Source organism: Methanofollis fontis (assembly GCF_004297185.1).
GTDB classification, from domain to species: domain Archaea; phylum Halobacteriota; class Methanomicrobia; order Methanomicrobiales; family Methanofollaceae; genus Methanofollis; species Methanofollis fontis.
Genome location: NZ_PGCL01000002.1, coordinates 211,785 through 227,660 on the forward strand (window position 1 = coordinate 211,785; position 15,876 = coordinate 227,660).

Below are 15,876 nucleotides of genomic sequence, written 5' to 3' on the forward strand. Positions count from 1 at the left end.
CCTGTTGAAAACACTCAATCATATCAATTAAATTAACATACTTGCCATCAATATTTATATTTTTTTAATTAATTCTGATATGTTGGTTGATTTGAAAAATGTTTGTCCATCAATCCTGTATCCTGAAATCAGGAAGATTTTGAGGAAATTAAATATCCCCACCTGAGAGATGAGATGGATTCCGGAGATCCTGTTGTGAGGAAAGGGGAAGCGTGTTTTTACGGTTCTCGCTGAAAAAAAGGTTATCCGGTGATCCTGATATCAGACCGGATCGTGATCGTGCACGCCCCGTCACGGAACACCCGCACCAGCCCGCCGCTCTCTGAGATGGTCACCCCCACCGCCGGCACCAGGTGGGTGATCGCCGCCGTGGCCAGGTGGCGACCGCCCAGTCCGCCCGGGAGCTGCAGGTCTTTCGCGCTCACGTCCAGGTATCGTCCGGCCGCACAGATCATCCCCTGGCGGTCGACGACGAAGACGCCGTCGAGCTGGGCGAACTCCTTGACGCTCTCCCAGTTCTCGTGGTTCTTGATGTCGCGGAACGCCCGGTCGTGCCCGAGATAGGGGTTGAGGATCGCCTGGTGGGAGTGGCGGTCGATCTGGCCCGCATCGCCGATGACAAAGGCGGTGCCGATCTTCCTTCCCTCACGCCCCTCGACGGCGATCTCCATCGCCAGTTTGAGCACGGCATACATCACGTCCCGCGGCACCAGGTCCTCGTAGTCCCGGACGTCCACGAAGTTCTTCGCCTTCTCCAGGTCATAGACCAGGATCGCATAGGGGAAGACAGCGACGACGACCCCCTCCTCGAAGCGGTGTGAGAGATAGATCTGGATGGCGGCGTCGAGCATATGGTGCTCGCAGGTCGAGACGATCTCCGACATCGAGAGGTCCTTGAGGATATCGAGCTGGAGGTCCTGCACCCAGATCAGGGGCACCTTCGCCTGGCAGGTGCATGGGCGGGTGAAGGAGACGATTGCCTTCGCCCCCACCTCATCGGCGATCTCCACCGCCGCACCCATCAGGACTTCGTCATTCATAGCAGCTCACGGACAAATTCCGGGATCTCGGACGGCCGCGAGGCGACCGGGACCCCCAGGTCTTTCAGGCGCCGGATCTTCGACCCGGCGTCGCCCTCCCCGCCCTCGATGATGGCGCCCGCATGCCCCATCCGCTTGTTCGGGGGCGCCGTCACCCCGGCGATATAGGCGACGAGGGGGAGGTCGGTCGAACGCACGCCCTCCTCCTCCAGGTTTCCGCCGACCTCGCCGATGACGACCACCGCATCGGTTTCCGGGTCCTCCTCGAAGCGGGCGAGCACATCGGAAAAGGTCTGACCGATCACCGGGTCGCCGCCGATCCCGACGACCGTCGACTGCCCGATCCCGGCCCGCGTCAGTTCGTCGACGACCTCATAGGTGAGGGTGCCGCTCCTGGAGATCACACCGACCCTGCCGCGGCTCGCCAGGTGTGCCGGCATGATCCCGAGCTTCTGCTCGCCGGGAGAGAGGAGGCCCGGGCAGTTCGGGCCGATCACCGCACACCCGCAGTAGTGGGCATAGGCGATCGCCCGCATGGCGTCGTGCACCGGGATATGCTCGGTGATGGCCACCACCAGCTCAAGACCGGCGCTGGCCGCCTCCATGATCGAGTCGCCTGCCGCCCGGGCCGGGACAAAGAGCACGCTTGCCGAGGCGTCGTGCTCGGCCAGCGCCTCCTTCACGGTGTTGTAGACCGGCACGCCCTGCACCTCCTGTCCGCCCCGCCCCGGTGTGACGCCGGCCACCACGCCGCGGCCCCCGACGCTCCGTGCGTACTCGTTCATCAGGTTGATGTGGAACGAACCCTGCCTGCCGGTCGCCCCCTGCACGATGACGCCGGTGTTTTTATCGCCGTAGATCATTCTGTCGCCTCCACCGCAGCCCTGACGGCCTCATCCATGCTCCCGAGCATCCGGTAGCCGCGCTCAGCGAGCAGGCGTTTGCCCTCCTCCTCGTTCGTGCCCGCCATGCGCACGATCACCGGTTGCGGGATATCGGCGGCGATGATCCCCCGCGCCACTTCGTCGCAGCGGGTGATGCCGCCGAGCAGGTTGACGATCACCACTTCCACCGCCGGCATTCCGGCCACAAGGCGGACGGCATGGCAGACCCGCTCCTGATCGGCCCCGCCGCCCACGTCCAGGAAGTTCGCCGCCCGCCCCCTGAAGTGGTCGATGAGGTCGAGCGTTGCCATCGTCAGACCGGCGCCGTTCCCGATGACGCCGATGGTGCCGTCGAGCTCCACATAGGAGAAGCCGTGTTTTTCTGCCTCCTTCTCCCGCTCGGTCAGGTCGCGGTTGACCGTGATCCCCTGCCGTGCAAGGCTGTTGTCGTCGATGATCAGCTTCGCATCGGCGGCATACACGCCCTGCGGGGTGGTGACCAGGGGGTTGATCTCGGCCAGGAGAGCGTCTTTTGCGCAGAATACATGATAAAGGCGGTTGACCGCATCGCGCACCTCCGCTGGAGCACTCCCGCAGAGTTCACGTTGCAGGAATCCGGGGATATCGGGGAGGAGGGGGCAGATACCCACCGAGCGGATTGCATCCGGGTTCGTGCGGGCCGTCTCCTCGATGTCCACGCCGCCGGTATCGGCGAAGAGGATGACCGTCTCCTTCTTCGAGCGGTCGATGGTGATGCTCACGTAATATTCATGCTCGATGGGGAGGCGCTCCTCGATGAGCACCTTTAAGACCGGGACGCCCTTGATCTCGGCCGAAAGCAGGTTTCGTGCGGTCTCCCCGAGGGTGCCGGCATCGGCCATCAGCACCCCGCCGGCCTTGCCGCGGCCGCCGACGTCCACCTGCGCCTTGACGACGACCGAATCGCCAATTGTATCGGTCACTGGGGGGAGGGAATCGTCCCTGCCGACCAGGACGCCTCGGGGCACCCTGATCCCTTCCTCTGAAAAAATCTGTTTTGCTTCGTATTCAAGCAGTTTCATTCTCTTTGCTCCTTTTTCCGAGATCGAACCCGAGGTTCAGCGCCCTGATATTGAGGTCCTCGGTGCCCTTCGGGACCGAGTCGAGCACGGCCCGCTCGATCGCCTCCTCCGAGACGATGCCCGTCGTGGCGATGAGCGCCCCGAGCATCACGATATTTGCGACGATCACCTTTTTCAGGGTGTTTTTCGCCTCATAGGTCGCCGGTATGGGGTAAAAGGTGCACCCGGGTCGGTCCTGGACGAGTTCAGAGTCCAGGAGCATGACGGCGTCCTCGGGTGCGCCGGCACCGTACTTCAGGAAGCCCTCCTGCGACATGATCACATAGATGTCCGGGTGCGTCACCTCCGGGTAGAGGATGGGTTCGTCATCGATGATCACGGCGCTCATCGAGGCGCCGCCCCGCGCCTCCGGACCATAGACCTGGGTCTGGACGGCATATTTGCCGTCGTGGATGGCGGCCGCCCGTCCCAGGATCACCGCCGAGAGGATGATTCCCTGCCCGCCGAAACCGGAGAACCTGACTTCATGCCTCATTTCGGCACCCCCATGGCCGGTCGGCTGCGCCGCACGAACTCGCCCACCGGGAAGCGGTCGGGCGGGAGGGGCGTGCCCTCCTCCTCCATCCGCCGCCATTTCTTGATGAGGACGGCATGGTCCCGCATCCAGTCGACCATCGCCTGCGCCTCCCTGAGTTTGTTCTTCCGGCCATAGCCGGTGGGGCACTGCACCACCGCCTCGATCAGGGAAAAGCCCGGCGTCTCCAGACCGTCCTGCACCGCCCGCGTCAGTTCGCGCACATGATAGGAGGTCCAGCGGGCGACATGGTTCGCACCCGCCGCCACCGCAAGCTCCGAGAGGTCAAAGGGGGGTTCGCTGCAGCCGTAGGGCGTCGTCGTGGAGACCGAACCCAGGGGGGTGCACGGGCTCCCCTGTCCGCCGGTCATGCCGTAGATATAGTTGTTCATGCAGACCACCGTCAGGTCGATGTTCCGGCGGCAGGCGTGGATGAAGTGGTTGCCCCCGATGGCGGCGAGGTCGCCGTCGCCGGTGAAGACCACCACATGCAGGTCGGGGCGGGAGAGTTTCACACCTGTGGCAAATGGTATCGCCCGCCCGTGGGTGGTATGGAGGGAGTCGGTGACGATATACCCGGGTGCACGGGAGGAGCACCCGATCCCTGAGATGAAGACGGTGTCCTCTGGTGTCCAGCCCATGCTGTCCACCGCCTTGAGGGTACAATTGATCACCGTGCCGTTCCCGCACCCCGTGCAGTAGATATGCGGCAGGCGGTCCTGCCTGAACCAGTCCTGGAAACTTCCGGGATTTCCGCTCACAGGTATCCCTCCGCCATCTCGATCAGCCGTTCGGGCATATGGAGTTCGCCCCCGATCTCCGGTATCGGCACCACCGGTACATTGGTCCGGGCCGCCGCCTCGAGGGCGATCTGGCCCAGGTTCAACTCCGGCACCAGGAAGACGCGGGCGGACGTGAAGATCTCCAGCGCAAACTCCGGGAAGGGCCAGACCACCCGCAGGCGGAGGTGGCCCACCCGTTCATCGTCCATGTCGCGGATCACCTGCGCCACCGAGCGTGCGGGGGCGCCGTAGGAGATGAACACCACCTCGGCGTCCGGGTGCACCGCCTCGAAGTCCGCCATCTCGCGGCGGGCGCCCTCCACTTTCTCCACCAGCCTGCGGACGAGGGCCTCGTGCACATGGGGATCGGTGGTGGAGGGGTATCCCCGCTCGTCGTGGGTGAGGCCGGTGACATGCACCCCGTGCCCATGACCGAACGCCGGGAAACCTGGCACACCGTCCTCTCCAGCGGCGAAGGGGAGCGTCCCCTTCTCCAGGGGGCGGCGGGGCGTGATATCCACACTCTCCGGTATATCGATCCGCTCGCGCATGTGCCCGATGATCTCGTCGGTCATCACAAAGGTCGGCACCCGGTAGCGGTCTGCCAGGTTAAAGGCCTTGGCCGTGAGTTCGTACATCTCCTGCACCGAGGCCGGCGAGACGGCGATGATGCTGATATCGCCGTGCGACCCGAAGCGGCACTGCATCATATCGCCCTGCGAGGCGCGGGTCGGTTGACCGGTGCTCGGTCCGCCCCGCTGCACATCCACGACCACGCAGGGGGTCTCGGTCATGATCGCATACCCGATGTTCTCCATCATCAGCGAGAATCCGGGCCCGGATGTGGCAGTCATCGAGCGCATGCCTGCCCAGGAGGCGCCGATTATGGAGGCCATGCTGGCGAGTTCGTCCTCCATCTGGACGAACACGCCGTCCACCTTCGGCATCCTCCGGGCCATGTGCTCAGCGATCTCGGTCGAGGGGGTGATGGGGTAGCCCCCGAAGAAACGGCACCCTGCCGCAAGCGCCCCCTCGGCGCAGGCGGTGTTTCCCTGCCAGAATTCATGGCGTGTCAATACTCAATCACCACCTTCTGCGGTTCGTAGGGTTTCTCGTCCACCCAGCGGATCGCCTGGTCCGGACAGATCATCTGGCAGACACCACAGAGCACCCGCCCGTAGAGTTTCTGCAGGCGGCAGTTGGTGCAGCGCTCGGGACGGTCAAGGACCGGCACCACGACGCCCCTCCTGTTCGGTGTCGTGCCCTCCTGAAAGATTGAATATGGGCAGACCAGCGTGCAGAGGTTGCAGCCCTTGCACCTGGTCTCGTCGATGATGAGCTTCATATTTTCTGTCCTTTATTTATTGAACCGGCGTTCAAATTGTAGTTTCGCCTCGCGGCCGACCCGCTCGAAGAGGTCGCCGCCGTGGGCGTCGATCCCCACGATCAGGGGGAGACGGTCGAGTTCGATCTCCCAGACCGCCTCGGCCATGCCCAGGTCTGCGTAGTGGACCCCGAGCAGCTGCATCCGTGCCGCCGCCAGGGCGGCGCACCCGCCGGTGAAGGCGAGATAGACGCCGCGGCCGCGGAGCGCCTCCCGAACCCCGGCGTCCATGCCGCCCTTGCCGATGAGGGCTCTGACCCCGGCGTCGAGGAGGAACCCGGAGAGGGCGTTCATCCGCGCCGATGTTGTCGGCCCGGCGGCGATCACCCGGTCATCCATGATCACCGGACCGCAGTGGTAGACCGCCGCCCCGCGGGGATCGAAGGGGATCCCCTCCTCCATCATCCGTAGATGCGCCTCGTCCCGCGCCGTATATACCGTCCCCGAGAGGGTGAGGCTGTCGCCGGCCCGCAGGTCCAGCACCTCCGCCCCCAGGGGTATCGTCAGGTCGATCATAGGCTGATCCTCCGTGTTGCCCGGCGGTGTGCCCAGCACTGGACGTTCACCGCCACCGGCAGAGATGCGGTATGGCAGTGCCCGGTCCGCACCTTCACCGCCAGGGCCGTCGTGGCACCGCCAAGACCCATCGGCCCGATGCCCAGGGCATTGATCCCGTCACAGATCTCCTGCTCGTAGGGTGTCATATAATCGATCGGTTCGAGCAGCGCCTCCTTTGCAAGCGCCGCCGCACCGTCGAAGGTCGATCCGATGCCGATGCCGATCACCACCGGGGGGCAGGGTTTTCCGCCGGCCTTCAACACCGTCTCGGCAGCAAAACGCGCCACATCGCCGGTCCGGGAGGGGAGGAGCATGGCGATTGCCGAGCAGTTCTCGGCCCCGGCGCCCTTCGGGAGGACGGTAATGCTGAACTCATCTCCTCTCCGCAGGTGAATCGCCGGCATGCCGCCGCCGGTGTTGTCCCCGGTGTTCTGGCGGCTGAGGGGATCGACCACATTCGGTCTGAGCGGCACCTCCCTGGTGGCCCGGCGCACCCCTTCCGCAACCGCCTCCTCGATGCCGGCGGTGAGGGGGACGGTGGGGGGAATGCTGAGATACACGACCGGCACCCCGGTATCCTGACACAGGGGCAGGGCATGCTCCCCGGCGTACCTGACATTCTCCAGGATGTTTTCGAGCTGGTTTCTGGCAACGGCGCCCGTCTCGCGCTCAAGCGCAGATTCAAGCGCCTGTAGCACGTCCGGTGGCAGCGTCGTCTCGGCCTGGCGGAGCGTCTCCGCGGTTGCCGATGCGACCGCCTCCAGAAACCCGTTTGCCGTGCTCTCCATTATCGGTTATAATGGGTGGATGTGCTAAAAAATATGCTGTCTCCTCCCGGGGGGGAGGAGGAAGAAAAAAATCAGTTCAGTTCTTTATCCTCGATGACCACGCGCGTCGGGGACGGGAGCTTGTAGCCGCCGTGCCTGAGGGCGTCCTTCGCCTTCTCGATGTACTGAGGCGAGGTATAAATGGTAAAGATCTTCTGATCGGGGTGGACGCGTGCGGCCGTCCCGACGGCCTTGCCGAATGCCATCCGCATCCCTTCAGAAACACGGTCTGCACCGGCGCCGGTCGCCTGCTTGTTCTCACGCAGCACATGATGGGGGTAGGTGCGGAGCTTGAGGTGATAGTTCATACGCCCGATTTCCTTCATCAGGCGCCTGTTGATGTTCACACGCGCCGCTTCAAAGGCGGTGTGACGGATCTGACAGGCTTCAAGCACCAAAAGGCTTGCCTCCACCGGGAATTCAGCGCTGGTGTTTCCCATATCGAACTGGACGATCTTGCTGCCTGGGATACCGCCCATGTATTCTCGCCGCGTATATGCTTTCTTAGCGAGATTCCTGTACATTACTCCTGGTTTTCTGACCATACCTCACAACGCCTCGCCGTAAGTTAGTGCTTTATAACATGGAGATTTTGCATAATAAAGGTTACTGGGAGGATTCCTCCCGCCTCTGGATCAGGGCGAGCACATCCCGCCTGATCTCCGCGAACTCCACACTCGTCCGGTCACGCGGCCGGGGGAGGGGAACCTCGATGATCTCCTGTATCCGCGACGGACGGGTCGAGAGCACGAAGATCCGATCAGAAAGAAAGACCGCCTCGTCCACTGAATGGGTCACGAATATCACCATTTTGCGGGTCTTCTCCCAGATCTCCAGCAGCTCGGTCTGCATGGTGTTGCGCGTCTGGGCGTCGAGGGCGCCGAAGGGTTCGTCCATCAGCAGCACCTCTGGCTCGACGCAGAGGGCGCGCGCCACGGCGACCCGCTGGCGCATCCCTCCCGAGAGCTCGTAGGGGTAGGAGGTCTCGAACTCGTCGAGCCCGACGAGATGGAGGTACCGACGCGCCGCTTCCATCCGCTCCTCCTTCCCGACACCCTGCACCTCAAGCCCGAAGGCGATGTTGTCGATGACCGTCCGCCAGGGATAGAGCGAGTACTCCTGGAAGATCATCGCCATCCGCGGCGACGGTCCGGTGATCACCCTGCCGTCGAGTTCGGCCCGTCCACCCGAGGGGGTGTCCAGACCGGCGATGATGCGCAGGAGCGTCGTCTTGCCGCAGCCCGAGGGGCCGACGATACAGATGAACTCCTTGTCCCTGACCGTGAACGAGATGTCGCCGAGGGCGGTGACCTGCTCGCCCTTGTCGGTGACAAAGGACTTGCTCAGATTGCTGACCTTCATCTCCATATCTGTCTCCTCCTCAATGGGCCCGCCCCTGCCACCTGAACTGCCGCTGCTCGACCACCCTGAACAGGCTGTCCAGGGCGAGGGCGATGAGACCGATGACGATCATGCCCGCGATGATCACCTGCATCTGGCCGAGGTTGTAGGCGGCCATGATCATATAGCCAAGCCCTGATGTGGTGCCGGGGAGCATCTCGGCGGCCACCACGCACTGCCATGCGATGCCCAGACCGACCCGCAGTCCGGTCCAGATGGTGGGTGCGGCGGCCGGCAGCACGACCTTTGCCATGATCTGCCCTTCGCTCGCCCCGTAAACGGTCGCTGTCTCGAGCCAGGTCCGGTTCACGCTCTTTACGCCCGCAATGGTGTTGAGCAGGATCGGGAAGAAGGCCCCGATGAAGATGATGAAGACGATCGAGGTGAGCCCGATCTTGAACCATGCAAGGGCGATCGGCAGCCATGCCAGTGGGGGGATGGGACGGAGGAGCTGGATGACCGGGTCGGTCAGGTCCTGGACGATGCTGTATCGCCCCATCACAATGCCGAGCGGTATGGCGACGGCCGATGCGACCAGGAAGCCGAGGAGCACACGGAAAAGACTGCGCTCCGCCCCCTCGAGCAGGCTTCCGCTCCCCAGGATGTTCTTTGTGGGTTCGAGCAGGACAGCGAGCACGTCCTCAATGGGCGGCAGGATAAACGGGTTGTTCAGGGCAATGGCGACTGCTTCCCATCCAAAAAGAATGATGATGGGAAGGATGATTTTCAGGTAATTTCTCATTGAGCTTCTTTCACCACCACATTGCTGTCACCGAGTGCGGCACGGAGCTGCACGTCCTGGATCGAGCCCTTGGGCGGCGATGCAATCTTCAATGGTTTACCCTCAGCCGCACGCTGCTCCGCCCATGCAATAAAGCTCTGCCAGTCGTCTGCAGGTGCATCGGCTGAAACAACAAGACCCGATCCTTCCGTCTGTAATGGGTGGAGAATCTTTATAGGTGTTCCTTTGTCGATAGCGGTGATCGCCGGCGGTGTTCCGACCAGGGCGATCTGGAGGGTGTCCTGTGCGGCAAGCGTCATCAGCTGCGATCCGCCCTCGCCCTTCACGAGTTTGACATTGGCCACCTTGACGCCGTTGACGAACAGTTCGGCGTTGTCGACGGCGCCGCTGCCTTCAGAGGCGGGCTTCAGGGCGATGCCATAGGTCTTCTCGAAGTACTCCCACTCCTTGATCGCCACGAACAGGGGTGCATGGTGGTCTGAGGGCAGGTAGCCGACGGTGATGGTGCCGGCATCGGCGGGTGTTGCGATGGTGCCGTTTGCGATCATCGCCTTCGCCTGTTCATACGGGCCGAAGTCGAAGAGTTTGCTGTTCACCTCCGCATCGTCGGCGTCCTTCAGCGAACCGGTGATATACCCGAGGTCGCGGAGGGCCACGACGAAGTTGTCGTTGCTCGTGATCCATGCCTCCGAGGGTTCGGTGGTGAACTTCAGCGTCGGGATCGACTCCTTCAGCACCTCCACCGAGGAGACGGTGACATCCCCGAAGGTCATGTCGTCGCCGCCGTAGAGCCAGTCGGCGCTGATCTCTGCGGCACGGTCCGGGTTCTCGATGATGTAGTCGTCAGCGGCGATCATCAGTGCCGAGAAGGCGTTGACCAGGTCGGCGTTCTCCTGGATCTGGTCCTCGCGGGCGGTAAGGGCGCAGCAGGTGTGGTCGGTCCACATCCCTGCCGGCGGCAGGTCCTGCGAGTAGGAGACCACCTTGCCGATGCCGCTCACCGTGGCGACGGCGACAAAGGGCTGCCAGGCCATATATCCGTCGATCTGATCGGTGGAGAGGAGCATCGGCATCGGTCCGGTCGCCGAGTAGATCACCTCGACCTCTGTCTCTCCGCCCGTTGAGGGCTGTTCGCCGGTGCATCCGGCAACGCACAGGACTGCCACGATCGCAATAACGAGCGCAATGGCTGTCTTCGTATGGGTCATGGGGTACTGGTCTCAGCGGTGATATATATAGGTCGTTATCCTGCCGATCTTTTCTGTCGGTATGGGAATATTTTGAGAATAATTTGTCGCATTGTGTCTCTATATCTTCTTTCTGTCCTTGACTTCCCACTATAGACTCTGGACAGATGGGATGTTATTATCTCCTATTTTTCCCAATGGTGGAGATATGATGCAGGCAGAACCGGTTGACCGCCTCCTCAGGGCCGCCCTTGTCTCGGACGAGGAGTTCACCGCCCTCCTCAATCATATCCTGAAGGCGGAACTGCGGGTGGGTGTGCGTGAACTCTCGGAGCGGAGCGGGATCGCACAGAGCACCCTTTATAAAGTGCTCAACGGGCAGCGCTCTCCGACGCTCTCCACGTTGCGGCAGATCCTCAATGCCGTACGATCGTTTTCGAGGTCGCCGGAAGAGGCGTTTATCGGACTGATCGCCGCCCGGTATGTCCTGGAGTCCATCCAGGAACGTATGGTCGTCATCGACGGTCAGCAGTTCAGGGTGCGGGAGTACCCGGTCCATACCTTCGAGGACACTATCGTTGCCGCTGTGCGCGCCGAGCGGGAGGGGGCGATCGCTATCGTTTGCGCCCCGATCGCCTCCTCCACCATCGAGCAGGTGATCCGCATACCGGTGACCACGATCGTCCCGAGGGACAGCGTCCAGCGCGCCATCGAGGCGGCGGCCCGCAAGGCCTGGATGTAAATTGGGGGATTGTCCGGTCGGGGTGTCACATGCACATCCGTCAGGACAATGCAATGCCCTCTTCTCCTCTCTCGGACCCGCCCCCACAGACTCATATTATCTGAAACCGCAACAGTACACTCGATGCAACGCGATCTGGTGCGGCGGGGCAGGCTGAGTGACGACCGCACGGGCGAGGTGGCGCACTTCCTCTCCTCGATGGCGGCCGATCACCGGATTGCCGATATGGATGTGCTGGTTGATATGGCCCATCTCCTGATGCTGGAGCGACAGGGGATCATGGTGACCGATGCGGCACAGGCGATTATGGGAGCGCTGCTCGGGTTCCACCGGGACGGCGTCCCGCCCGAGGCCTATGACGAAGAGTTCGAGGACATCCACGCCGGAAAAGAGGCGGCGCTCATCGCCCGCGTCGGCGAGGAGTTCGGGGGCCGCCTCCACATGGGGCGCTCGCGCAACGACGAGGTGGCGACCTGCATCAGGATGCGGCTGAGGGACGACCTCATCGCCCTGATGGAGGAGACGAACGACCTCAGGGGGGTGCTGCTCGCGCTCGCCGGTGAACACCGGGAGACGATCATGCCCGGTTTCACCCATCTCCAGCATGCCCAGCCCACCACCCTGGCCCACCACCTCCTGGCCTATGAGGCGGCGTTCGGGCGGGACGTCGGGCGGCTGAGAGACGCCCTGGTGCGGCTGAACGAGTGCCCCCTCGGGGCCGCCGCCTTCGCCTCCACCGGCTATCCGATCGACCGGGAGATGACCGCATCCCTCCTGGGGTTCGACCGCCCGATGGGCAACTCGATGGACGCCGTTTCCACGCGTGATTTCGCCCTCGAGGCGTTATCGGCCTGTGCTGTCGAGATGGCAACGCTGAGCCGGTTCTGCGAGGAGATCATCCTCTGGAGCAGTGCATTCGTCCGCTTTGTCACGCTCTCCGACGGCTACTCCTCCACGAGTTCGATCATGCCCCAGAAGAAGAACCCGGACACCGCCGAGATCAGCCGTGCGAAGGCCGGCACCGTAGCAGGGGCGTTCACCGCCGCCCTGACGATCACGCGGGGGCTGCCGATGAGTTACAACCGCGACCTGCAGGAGCTCACCCCCCACCTCTGGCAGGGCGTGACCGCCGCACGGGAGAGTGTTGCGGTGTTTGCCGGGCTGCTCAGGACGGCCGCGTTCCACCCGGAACCGATGGCCGAAGAGGCGGCCGTCGGCTTCTCGACGGCGACCGAACTGGCGGACGTGCTGGTGCGCGAGTTCGGCCTCCCCTTCAGGACGGCGCATTCGGTCGTCGGCCGCGCCGTCAGGAAGGGGGCGCTTGATCTCGATACAGTCGAGGCGTCGGCGGTCGAGGTGGCGGGCATATCGCTCTGCGACCGTGGACTGACGGCGGAACGGCTGGCTTCGGCGCTCGATCCGGCGGTCTCCGTCGCCTCCCGCGGCATCTGCGGCGGTCCTGCCCCTGCAGAGACTGCCCGGGCGATCACCGAACGGGAAGATGCGCTCAAGGACGACCGGCAGTGGGTCGCCGGACGAAGAGAGGCGGTGGCGGCGGCGATCGGCCGCCTTGTCACCGAATGTGAGAGGTTGTGTGTGCATGAGTGAAGGCTATTCCACCGGCGACATCGTCGCCGCCTCCTGCCGGGGCCACCCGGTGGAGGGTATCTATATTACGAACCGCGACGGCATGGCGGTCATCAAACTGGGCAGCGGCTACAATATCGGGGTGGACCCGGACTCCTGCACCCTGGTGCGTGCGGCGCCGCCCGCCGCCCCCGCGGGGGAGTTCTCGGTCACGCAGGACGACTCCCTCCCCGACCTTGCGATCATCTCCACCGGTGGGACGATCGCCTCGAAGATCGACTACCGCACCGGTGCGGTGACCAGCCGATTCACGGCCGACGACATCCTGCGGGCGATCCCCGGTCTCTCCACCATCGGCCGCTACCGCTCCGAGGTGCTGGCGACGATCCTCTCCGAGAACATGACGCCCGCCACCTGGCAGGCGCTTGCCCGCTCGGTCCATGACGCCGTCGGGGACGGTGCGGCCGGGGTGATCGTCACCCACGGCACCGACACCATGGCCTATTCGGCCTCGGCACTTGCATATATGCTCAAAACGCCGGTTCCGGTCGTCTTCGTCGGTTCCCAGCGTTCGGCCGACCGCCCGAGCTCGGACAATATCATGAACGCCATGTGCGCTGCCTCTGCCGCCACCTCCGACCTCGGCGAGGTCGCCGTGGTGATGCATGCCACCACCAGCGACGACCATTGCGCCGTCCACCGGGGGACGCGGGTGCGCAAGATGCACACCTCCCGGCGCGACGCCTTTGTGAGCCACGACATGGCGCCGATCGGTACGGTCGACTACCCCTCACTGGAGGTCCGCCTCTCGGATGATGCGGTGCGGCGCGGCCATGCCGACCTCGCCCTCCATGACCGCCTTGAGGAGCGCTGCGGGCTGCTGTACTTCTATCCCGGCATGCCCGAGGCAGTTGTGCGTGCCCATGAGGGATGCCGCGGCCTCGTGATCGCCGGCACCGGCCTCGGCCACATCTCGACCGCCTGCATCGGGGCGGTGCGGGACCTGATCGACGCCGGAACGGCCGTCGTGATGACCTCCCAGTGCCTCCACGGCCGCGTCTGCGACCGGGTCTATGACACGGGCCGCGACCTGCTCGCCGCCGGCGTCGTCGAGGGCGAGGACATGCTCCCTGAGGCGGCGCTCACCAAGCTGATGTGGGTGCTCGGCAACGAGTCCGACCCGGAACGGGTGCGGGAGATGATGGTAACCGATCTTGCCGGCGAGATCAGGAGGAGGTCTGATCATGGACTATGATGAGATCGGCCTCAAGGCCGGGATCGAGATCCACCAGCAGCTCGACACCGCCGAGAAGCTCTTCTGCCGCTGCCCGACGCGGCTGCGGCAGACCGAGGAGCACACCGGCGAGTTCTTCCGCTACCTGCACGCCACGGTCTCCGAGATGGGCGAGATCGACCGTGCGGCGGCCGAGGAGATGATGGACCGCCGCCAGTTCAGGTATTTCACCTATGACACCACCTGTCTGATAGAGAACGACGAGGAACCGCCGGCGCCGATGAACCAGGAGGCGCTCGGGATCGCCCTGCAGATCGCGCGGACTTTCTCGATGCACCCGGTCGAGCAGGTGCACACCATGCGTAAACTCGTCATCGACGGCTCGAACACCAGCGGTTTCCAGCGGACGGCACTGGTGGCCATGGGGGGCGTGCTGCCGGGCGGCGGCGGGGTCGAAACGATCTGCCTGGAAGAAGAGGCGGCGCAGCGGGTGGAGGGGAGCACCTTCTCCCTGGACCGCCTGGGCATTCCTCTCGTGGAGATCACCACGGCGCCGTGTATGCACACTCCTGAGGAGGTGCAGAGCACGGCCGAATACATCGGGATGGTGCTCCGCTCCACCGGGCGGGTGAAGCGCGGTCTCGGCACCATCAGGCAGGACATCAATGTCTCGATCCGCGACGGCGCCCGGGTGGAGATCAAGGGGGTGCAGGAGCTCGACCTCATCGCCGAGGTGGTCGCCAGGGAGGCCCTCCGGCAGACGAACCTGCTCGCCATCAGGGATGAGCTCCGGGCCCGGAACGCCACGGTCGACGACGAAACCCATGACGTCACCGCCCTGTTTGCGGAGACGAGATCCGCCATCCTGAAGCGTGCGAAGGTGGTGCTGGCCGTTATTCTCCCGGGCTATGCGGGGCTCGTCGGACGGGAGATCCAGCCCGGCCGACGGCTTGGCTCGGAGATCTCGGACTATGTCAAGAAGTGCGGCCTCGGCGGTATCTTCCACACCGACGAACTCCCGGCCTATGGCGTGACCGCAGATGAGGTGGCAGGCCTCCGCGCTCACCTCGGCGTGGCCGATGAGGATGCCGTGCTGCTCATTGCCGGGAGCCGCGAGCGCTGCGAGTGCGGGGCGCGTCAGTCGCGGCTGCGCGCCCGCCTCGCCCTGGAGGGAGTGCCCGAGGAGACGAGAAAGATGCTCGAGGGCGGGAGTACGGCCTATATGCGCCCCCTCCCCGGCGCCGCCCGCATGTACCCGGAGACCGATGTCTTCCCGGTGACGATCACCGATGCCGACTGGACGGCGGTGACGGTGCCCGAACTGCTCTCCGACCTCGCCGTGCGCTTCGAAGAGGAACTCGGGCTCGACCCCGGTCTTGCCCGGCAGGTCGCCTATTCCGAGCGTCTCCCCCTCTTCAGGTCGGCGGTGGACGCCGGGATCGGGGCGACCCTTGCGGCCAGGACCGTTCTTGCCACCCTGAAGGAACTCGGACGTGAGGGTGTCGCCGTGGAGCGGATCGCCGCTATGGACCTGGTGCTGGTGCTCCGGGCCGCCGAGGAGGGGCGGGTTGCCAGGGAGGCGGTGCCCGATATTCTCGGCGCCATCGCTGGCGGGGCCGTTGCCGGCGACGCCGTGGAGGCGCATGCGGGCGGGATGGGTGATGAGGAACTCTCCGCTCTTGTGCGCCGGATCGTCGAAGAGCGTGCGGCATTTGTACAGGAGAAGGGGATGCGTGCACTCGGCCCACTGATGGGCGTCGTCATGGAGGAGGCCCGCGGCAAGGTCGACGGCAGGAAGGTAAGTGAGGTGCTCAGGCGGGAGATCTCCCGGCTGGCCTGAGCAACATCTTTAAACCTCCTCCTGAGTAAATAT

The 15,876-nt window shown here is 64.1% G+C and carries 17 protein-coding genes; 4 read left to right on the top strand and 13 right to left on the bottom strand.

What is annotated here, in order from left to right:
* Window positions 1-242 precede the first annotated feature (242 nt).
* The 13 genes from CUJ86_RS04710 to CUJ86_RS04770 form a co-directional block, all read right to left on the bottom strand.
* Entirely contained in the window at window positions 243-1,040 is a 798-nt protein-coding gene (locus tag CUJ86_RS04710; protein WP_130646410.1) for a DNA integrity scanning protein DisA nucleotide-binding domain protein, read from the bottom strand.
* A complete protein-coding gene (gene sucD, locus CUJ86_RS04715) occupies window positions 1,037-1,903 on the bottom strand; it encodes a succinate--CoA ligase subunit alpha (RefSeq protein ID WP_130646411.1) in 867 nt (288 codons plus the stop codon). The genes CUJ86_RS04710 and sucD overlap by 4 nt, the downstream gene beginning before the upstream one ends.
* Window positions 1,900-2,985 (bottom strand): succinate--CoA ligase subunit beta, encoded by a 1,086-nt coding sequence (locus CUJ86_RS04720; RefSeq protein WP_130646412.1) that lies wholly within the window; start codon window positions 2,983-2,985, stop codon window positions 1,900-1,902. Before CUJ86_RS04720 ends, sucD begins: the two co-directional genes overlap by 4 nt.
* Window positions 2,972-3,520, bottom strand: coding sequence for a 2-oxoacid:acceptor oxidoreductase family protein (locus tag CUJ86_RS04725; RefSeq protein ID WP_130646413.1), 549 nt, complete (start codon window positions 3,518-3,520; stop codon window positions 2,972-2,974). Before CUJ86_RS04725 ends, CUJ86_RS04720 begins: the two co-directional genes overlap by 14 nt.
* Window positions 3,517-4,320 carry a thiamine pyrophosphate-dependent enzyme gene (locus CUJ86_RS04730; RefSeq protein ID WP_130646414.1) on the bottom strand — a complete coding sequence of 268 codons (804 nt, stop codon included), beginning with the start codon at window positions 4,318-4,320 and terminating at the stop codon, window positions 3,517-3,519. Before CUJ86_RS04730 ends, CUJ86_RS04725 begins: the two co-directional genes overlap by 4 nt.
* Complete coding sequence (locus tag CUJ86_RS04735) at window positions 4,317-5,417, bottom strand: 2-oxoacid:acceptor oxidoreductase subunit alpha (protein ID WP_130646415.1); 1,101 nt, start codon at window positions 5,415-5,417, stop codon at window positions 4,317-4,319. Before CUJ86_RS04735 ends, CUJ86_RS04730 begins: the two co-directional genes overlap by 4 nt.
* Window positions 5,414-5,686, bottom strand: a complete 273-nt coding sequence (locus tag CUJ86_RS04740) for a 4Fe-4S dicluster domain-containing protein (protein WP_130646416.1) — start codon at window positions 5,684-5,686, stop codon at window positions 5,414-5,416. Before CUJ86_RS04740 ends, CUJ86_RS04735 begins: the two co-directional genes overlap by 4 nt.
* 12 nt (window positions 5,687-5,698) lie before the next feature.
* On the bottom strand, window positions 5,699-6,241 hold the full coding sequence (locus CUJ86_RS04745; protein ID WP_130646417.1) for a FumA C-terminus/TtdB family hydratase beta subunit: 543 nt from the start codon (window positions 6,239-6,241) through the stop codon (window positions 5,699-5,701).
* Window positions 6,238-7,071, bottom strand: a complete 834-nt coding sequence (locus CUJ86_RS04750; protein WP_130646418.1) for a fumarate hydratase — start codon at window positions 7,069-7,071, stop codon at window positions 6,238-6,240. Before CUJ86_RS04750 ends, CUJ86_RS04745 begins: the two co-directional genes overlap by 4 nt.
* A 71-nt stretch (window positions 7,072-7,142) precedes the next feature.
* Entirely contained in the window at window positions 7,143-7,655 is a 513-nt protein-coding gene (locus CUJ86_RS04755; RefSeq protein WP_130646419.1) for a 50S ribosomal protein L16, read from the bottom strand.
* 61 nt (window positions 7,656-7,716) lie between these two features.
* Window positions 7,717-8,478 (bottom strand): ABC transporter ATP-binding protein, encoded by a 762-nt coding sequence (locus CUJ86_RS04760; RefSeq protein WP_130646420.1) that lies wholly within the window; start codon window positions 8,476-8,478, stop codon window positions 7,717-7,719.
* A gap of 13 nt (window positions 8,479-8,491) precedes the next feature.
* A complete protein-coding gene (locus tag CUJ86_RS04765; RefSeq protein ID WP_130646421.1) occupies window positions 8,492-9,253 on the bottom strand; it encodes an ABC transporter permease in 762 nt (253 codons plus the stop codon).
* On the bottom strand, window positions 9,250-10,461 hold the full coding sequence (locus CUJ86_RS04770; protein WP_130646422.1) for an ABC transporter substrate-binding protein: 1,212 nt from the start codon (window positions 10,459-10,461) through the stop codon (window positions 9,250-9,252). The genes CUJ86_RS04765 and CUJ86_RS04770 overlap by 4 nt, the downstream gene beginning before the upstream one ends.
* A 187-nt stretch (window positions 10,462-10,648) precedes the next feature.
* On the opposite strand from CUJ86_RS04770, the gene CUJ86_RS04775 reads away from it, so the two are divergent.
* From CUJ86_RS04775 to gatE, 4 genes are all read left to right on the top strand, one after another.
* Window positions 10,649-11,182, top strand: coding sequence for a helix-turn-helix domain-containing protein (locus CUJ86_RS04775; RefSeq protein WP_130646423.1), 534 nt, complete (start codon window positions 10,649-10,651; stop codon window positions 11,180-11,182).
* A 123-nt stretch (window positions 11,183-11,305) separates the two neighbouring features.
* A complete protein-coding gene (gene argH / locus CUJ86_RS04780) occupies window positions 11,306-12,790 on the top strand; it encodes an argininosuccinate lyase (protein WP_130646424.1) in 1,485 nt (494 codons plus the stop codon).
* Window positions 12,783-14,024 carry a Glu-tRNA(Gln) amidotransferase subunit GatD gene (gene gatD, locus CUJ86_RS04785; protein WP_130646425.1) on the top strand — a complete coding sequence of 414 codons (1,242 nt, stop codon included), beginning with the start codon at window positions 12,783-12,785 and terminating at the stop codon, window positions 14,022-14,024. Before argH ends, gatD begins: the two co-directional genes overlap by 8 nt.
* The gene (gene gatE, locus CUJ86_RS04790) at window positions 14,014-15,843 is read left to right on the top strand and encodes a Glu-tRNA(Gln) amidotransferase subunit GatE (RefSeq protein WP_130646426.1); all 1,830 of its coding nucleotides are present in this window, start codon (window positions 14,014-14,016) and stop codon (window positions 15,841-15,843) included. The genes gatD and gatE overlap by 11 nt, the downstream gene beginning before the upstream one ends.
* Window positions 15,844-15,876: the final 33 nt, after the last annotated feature.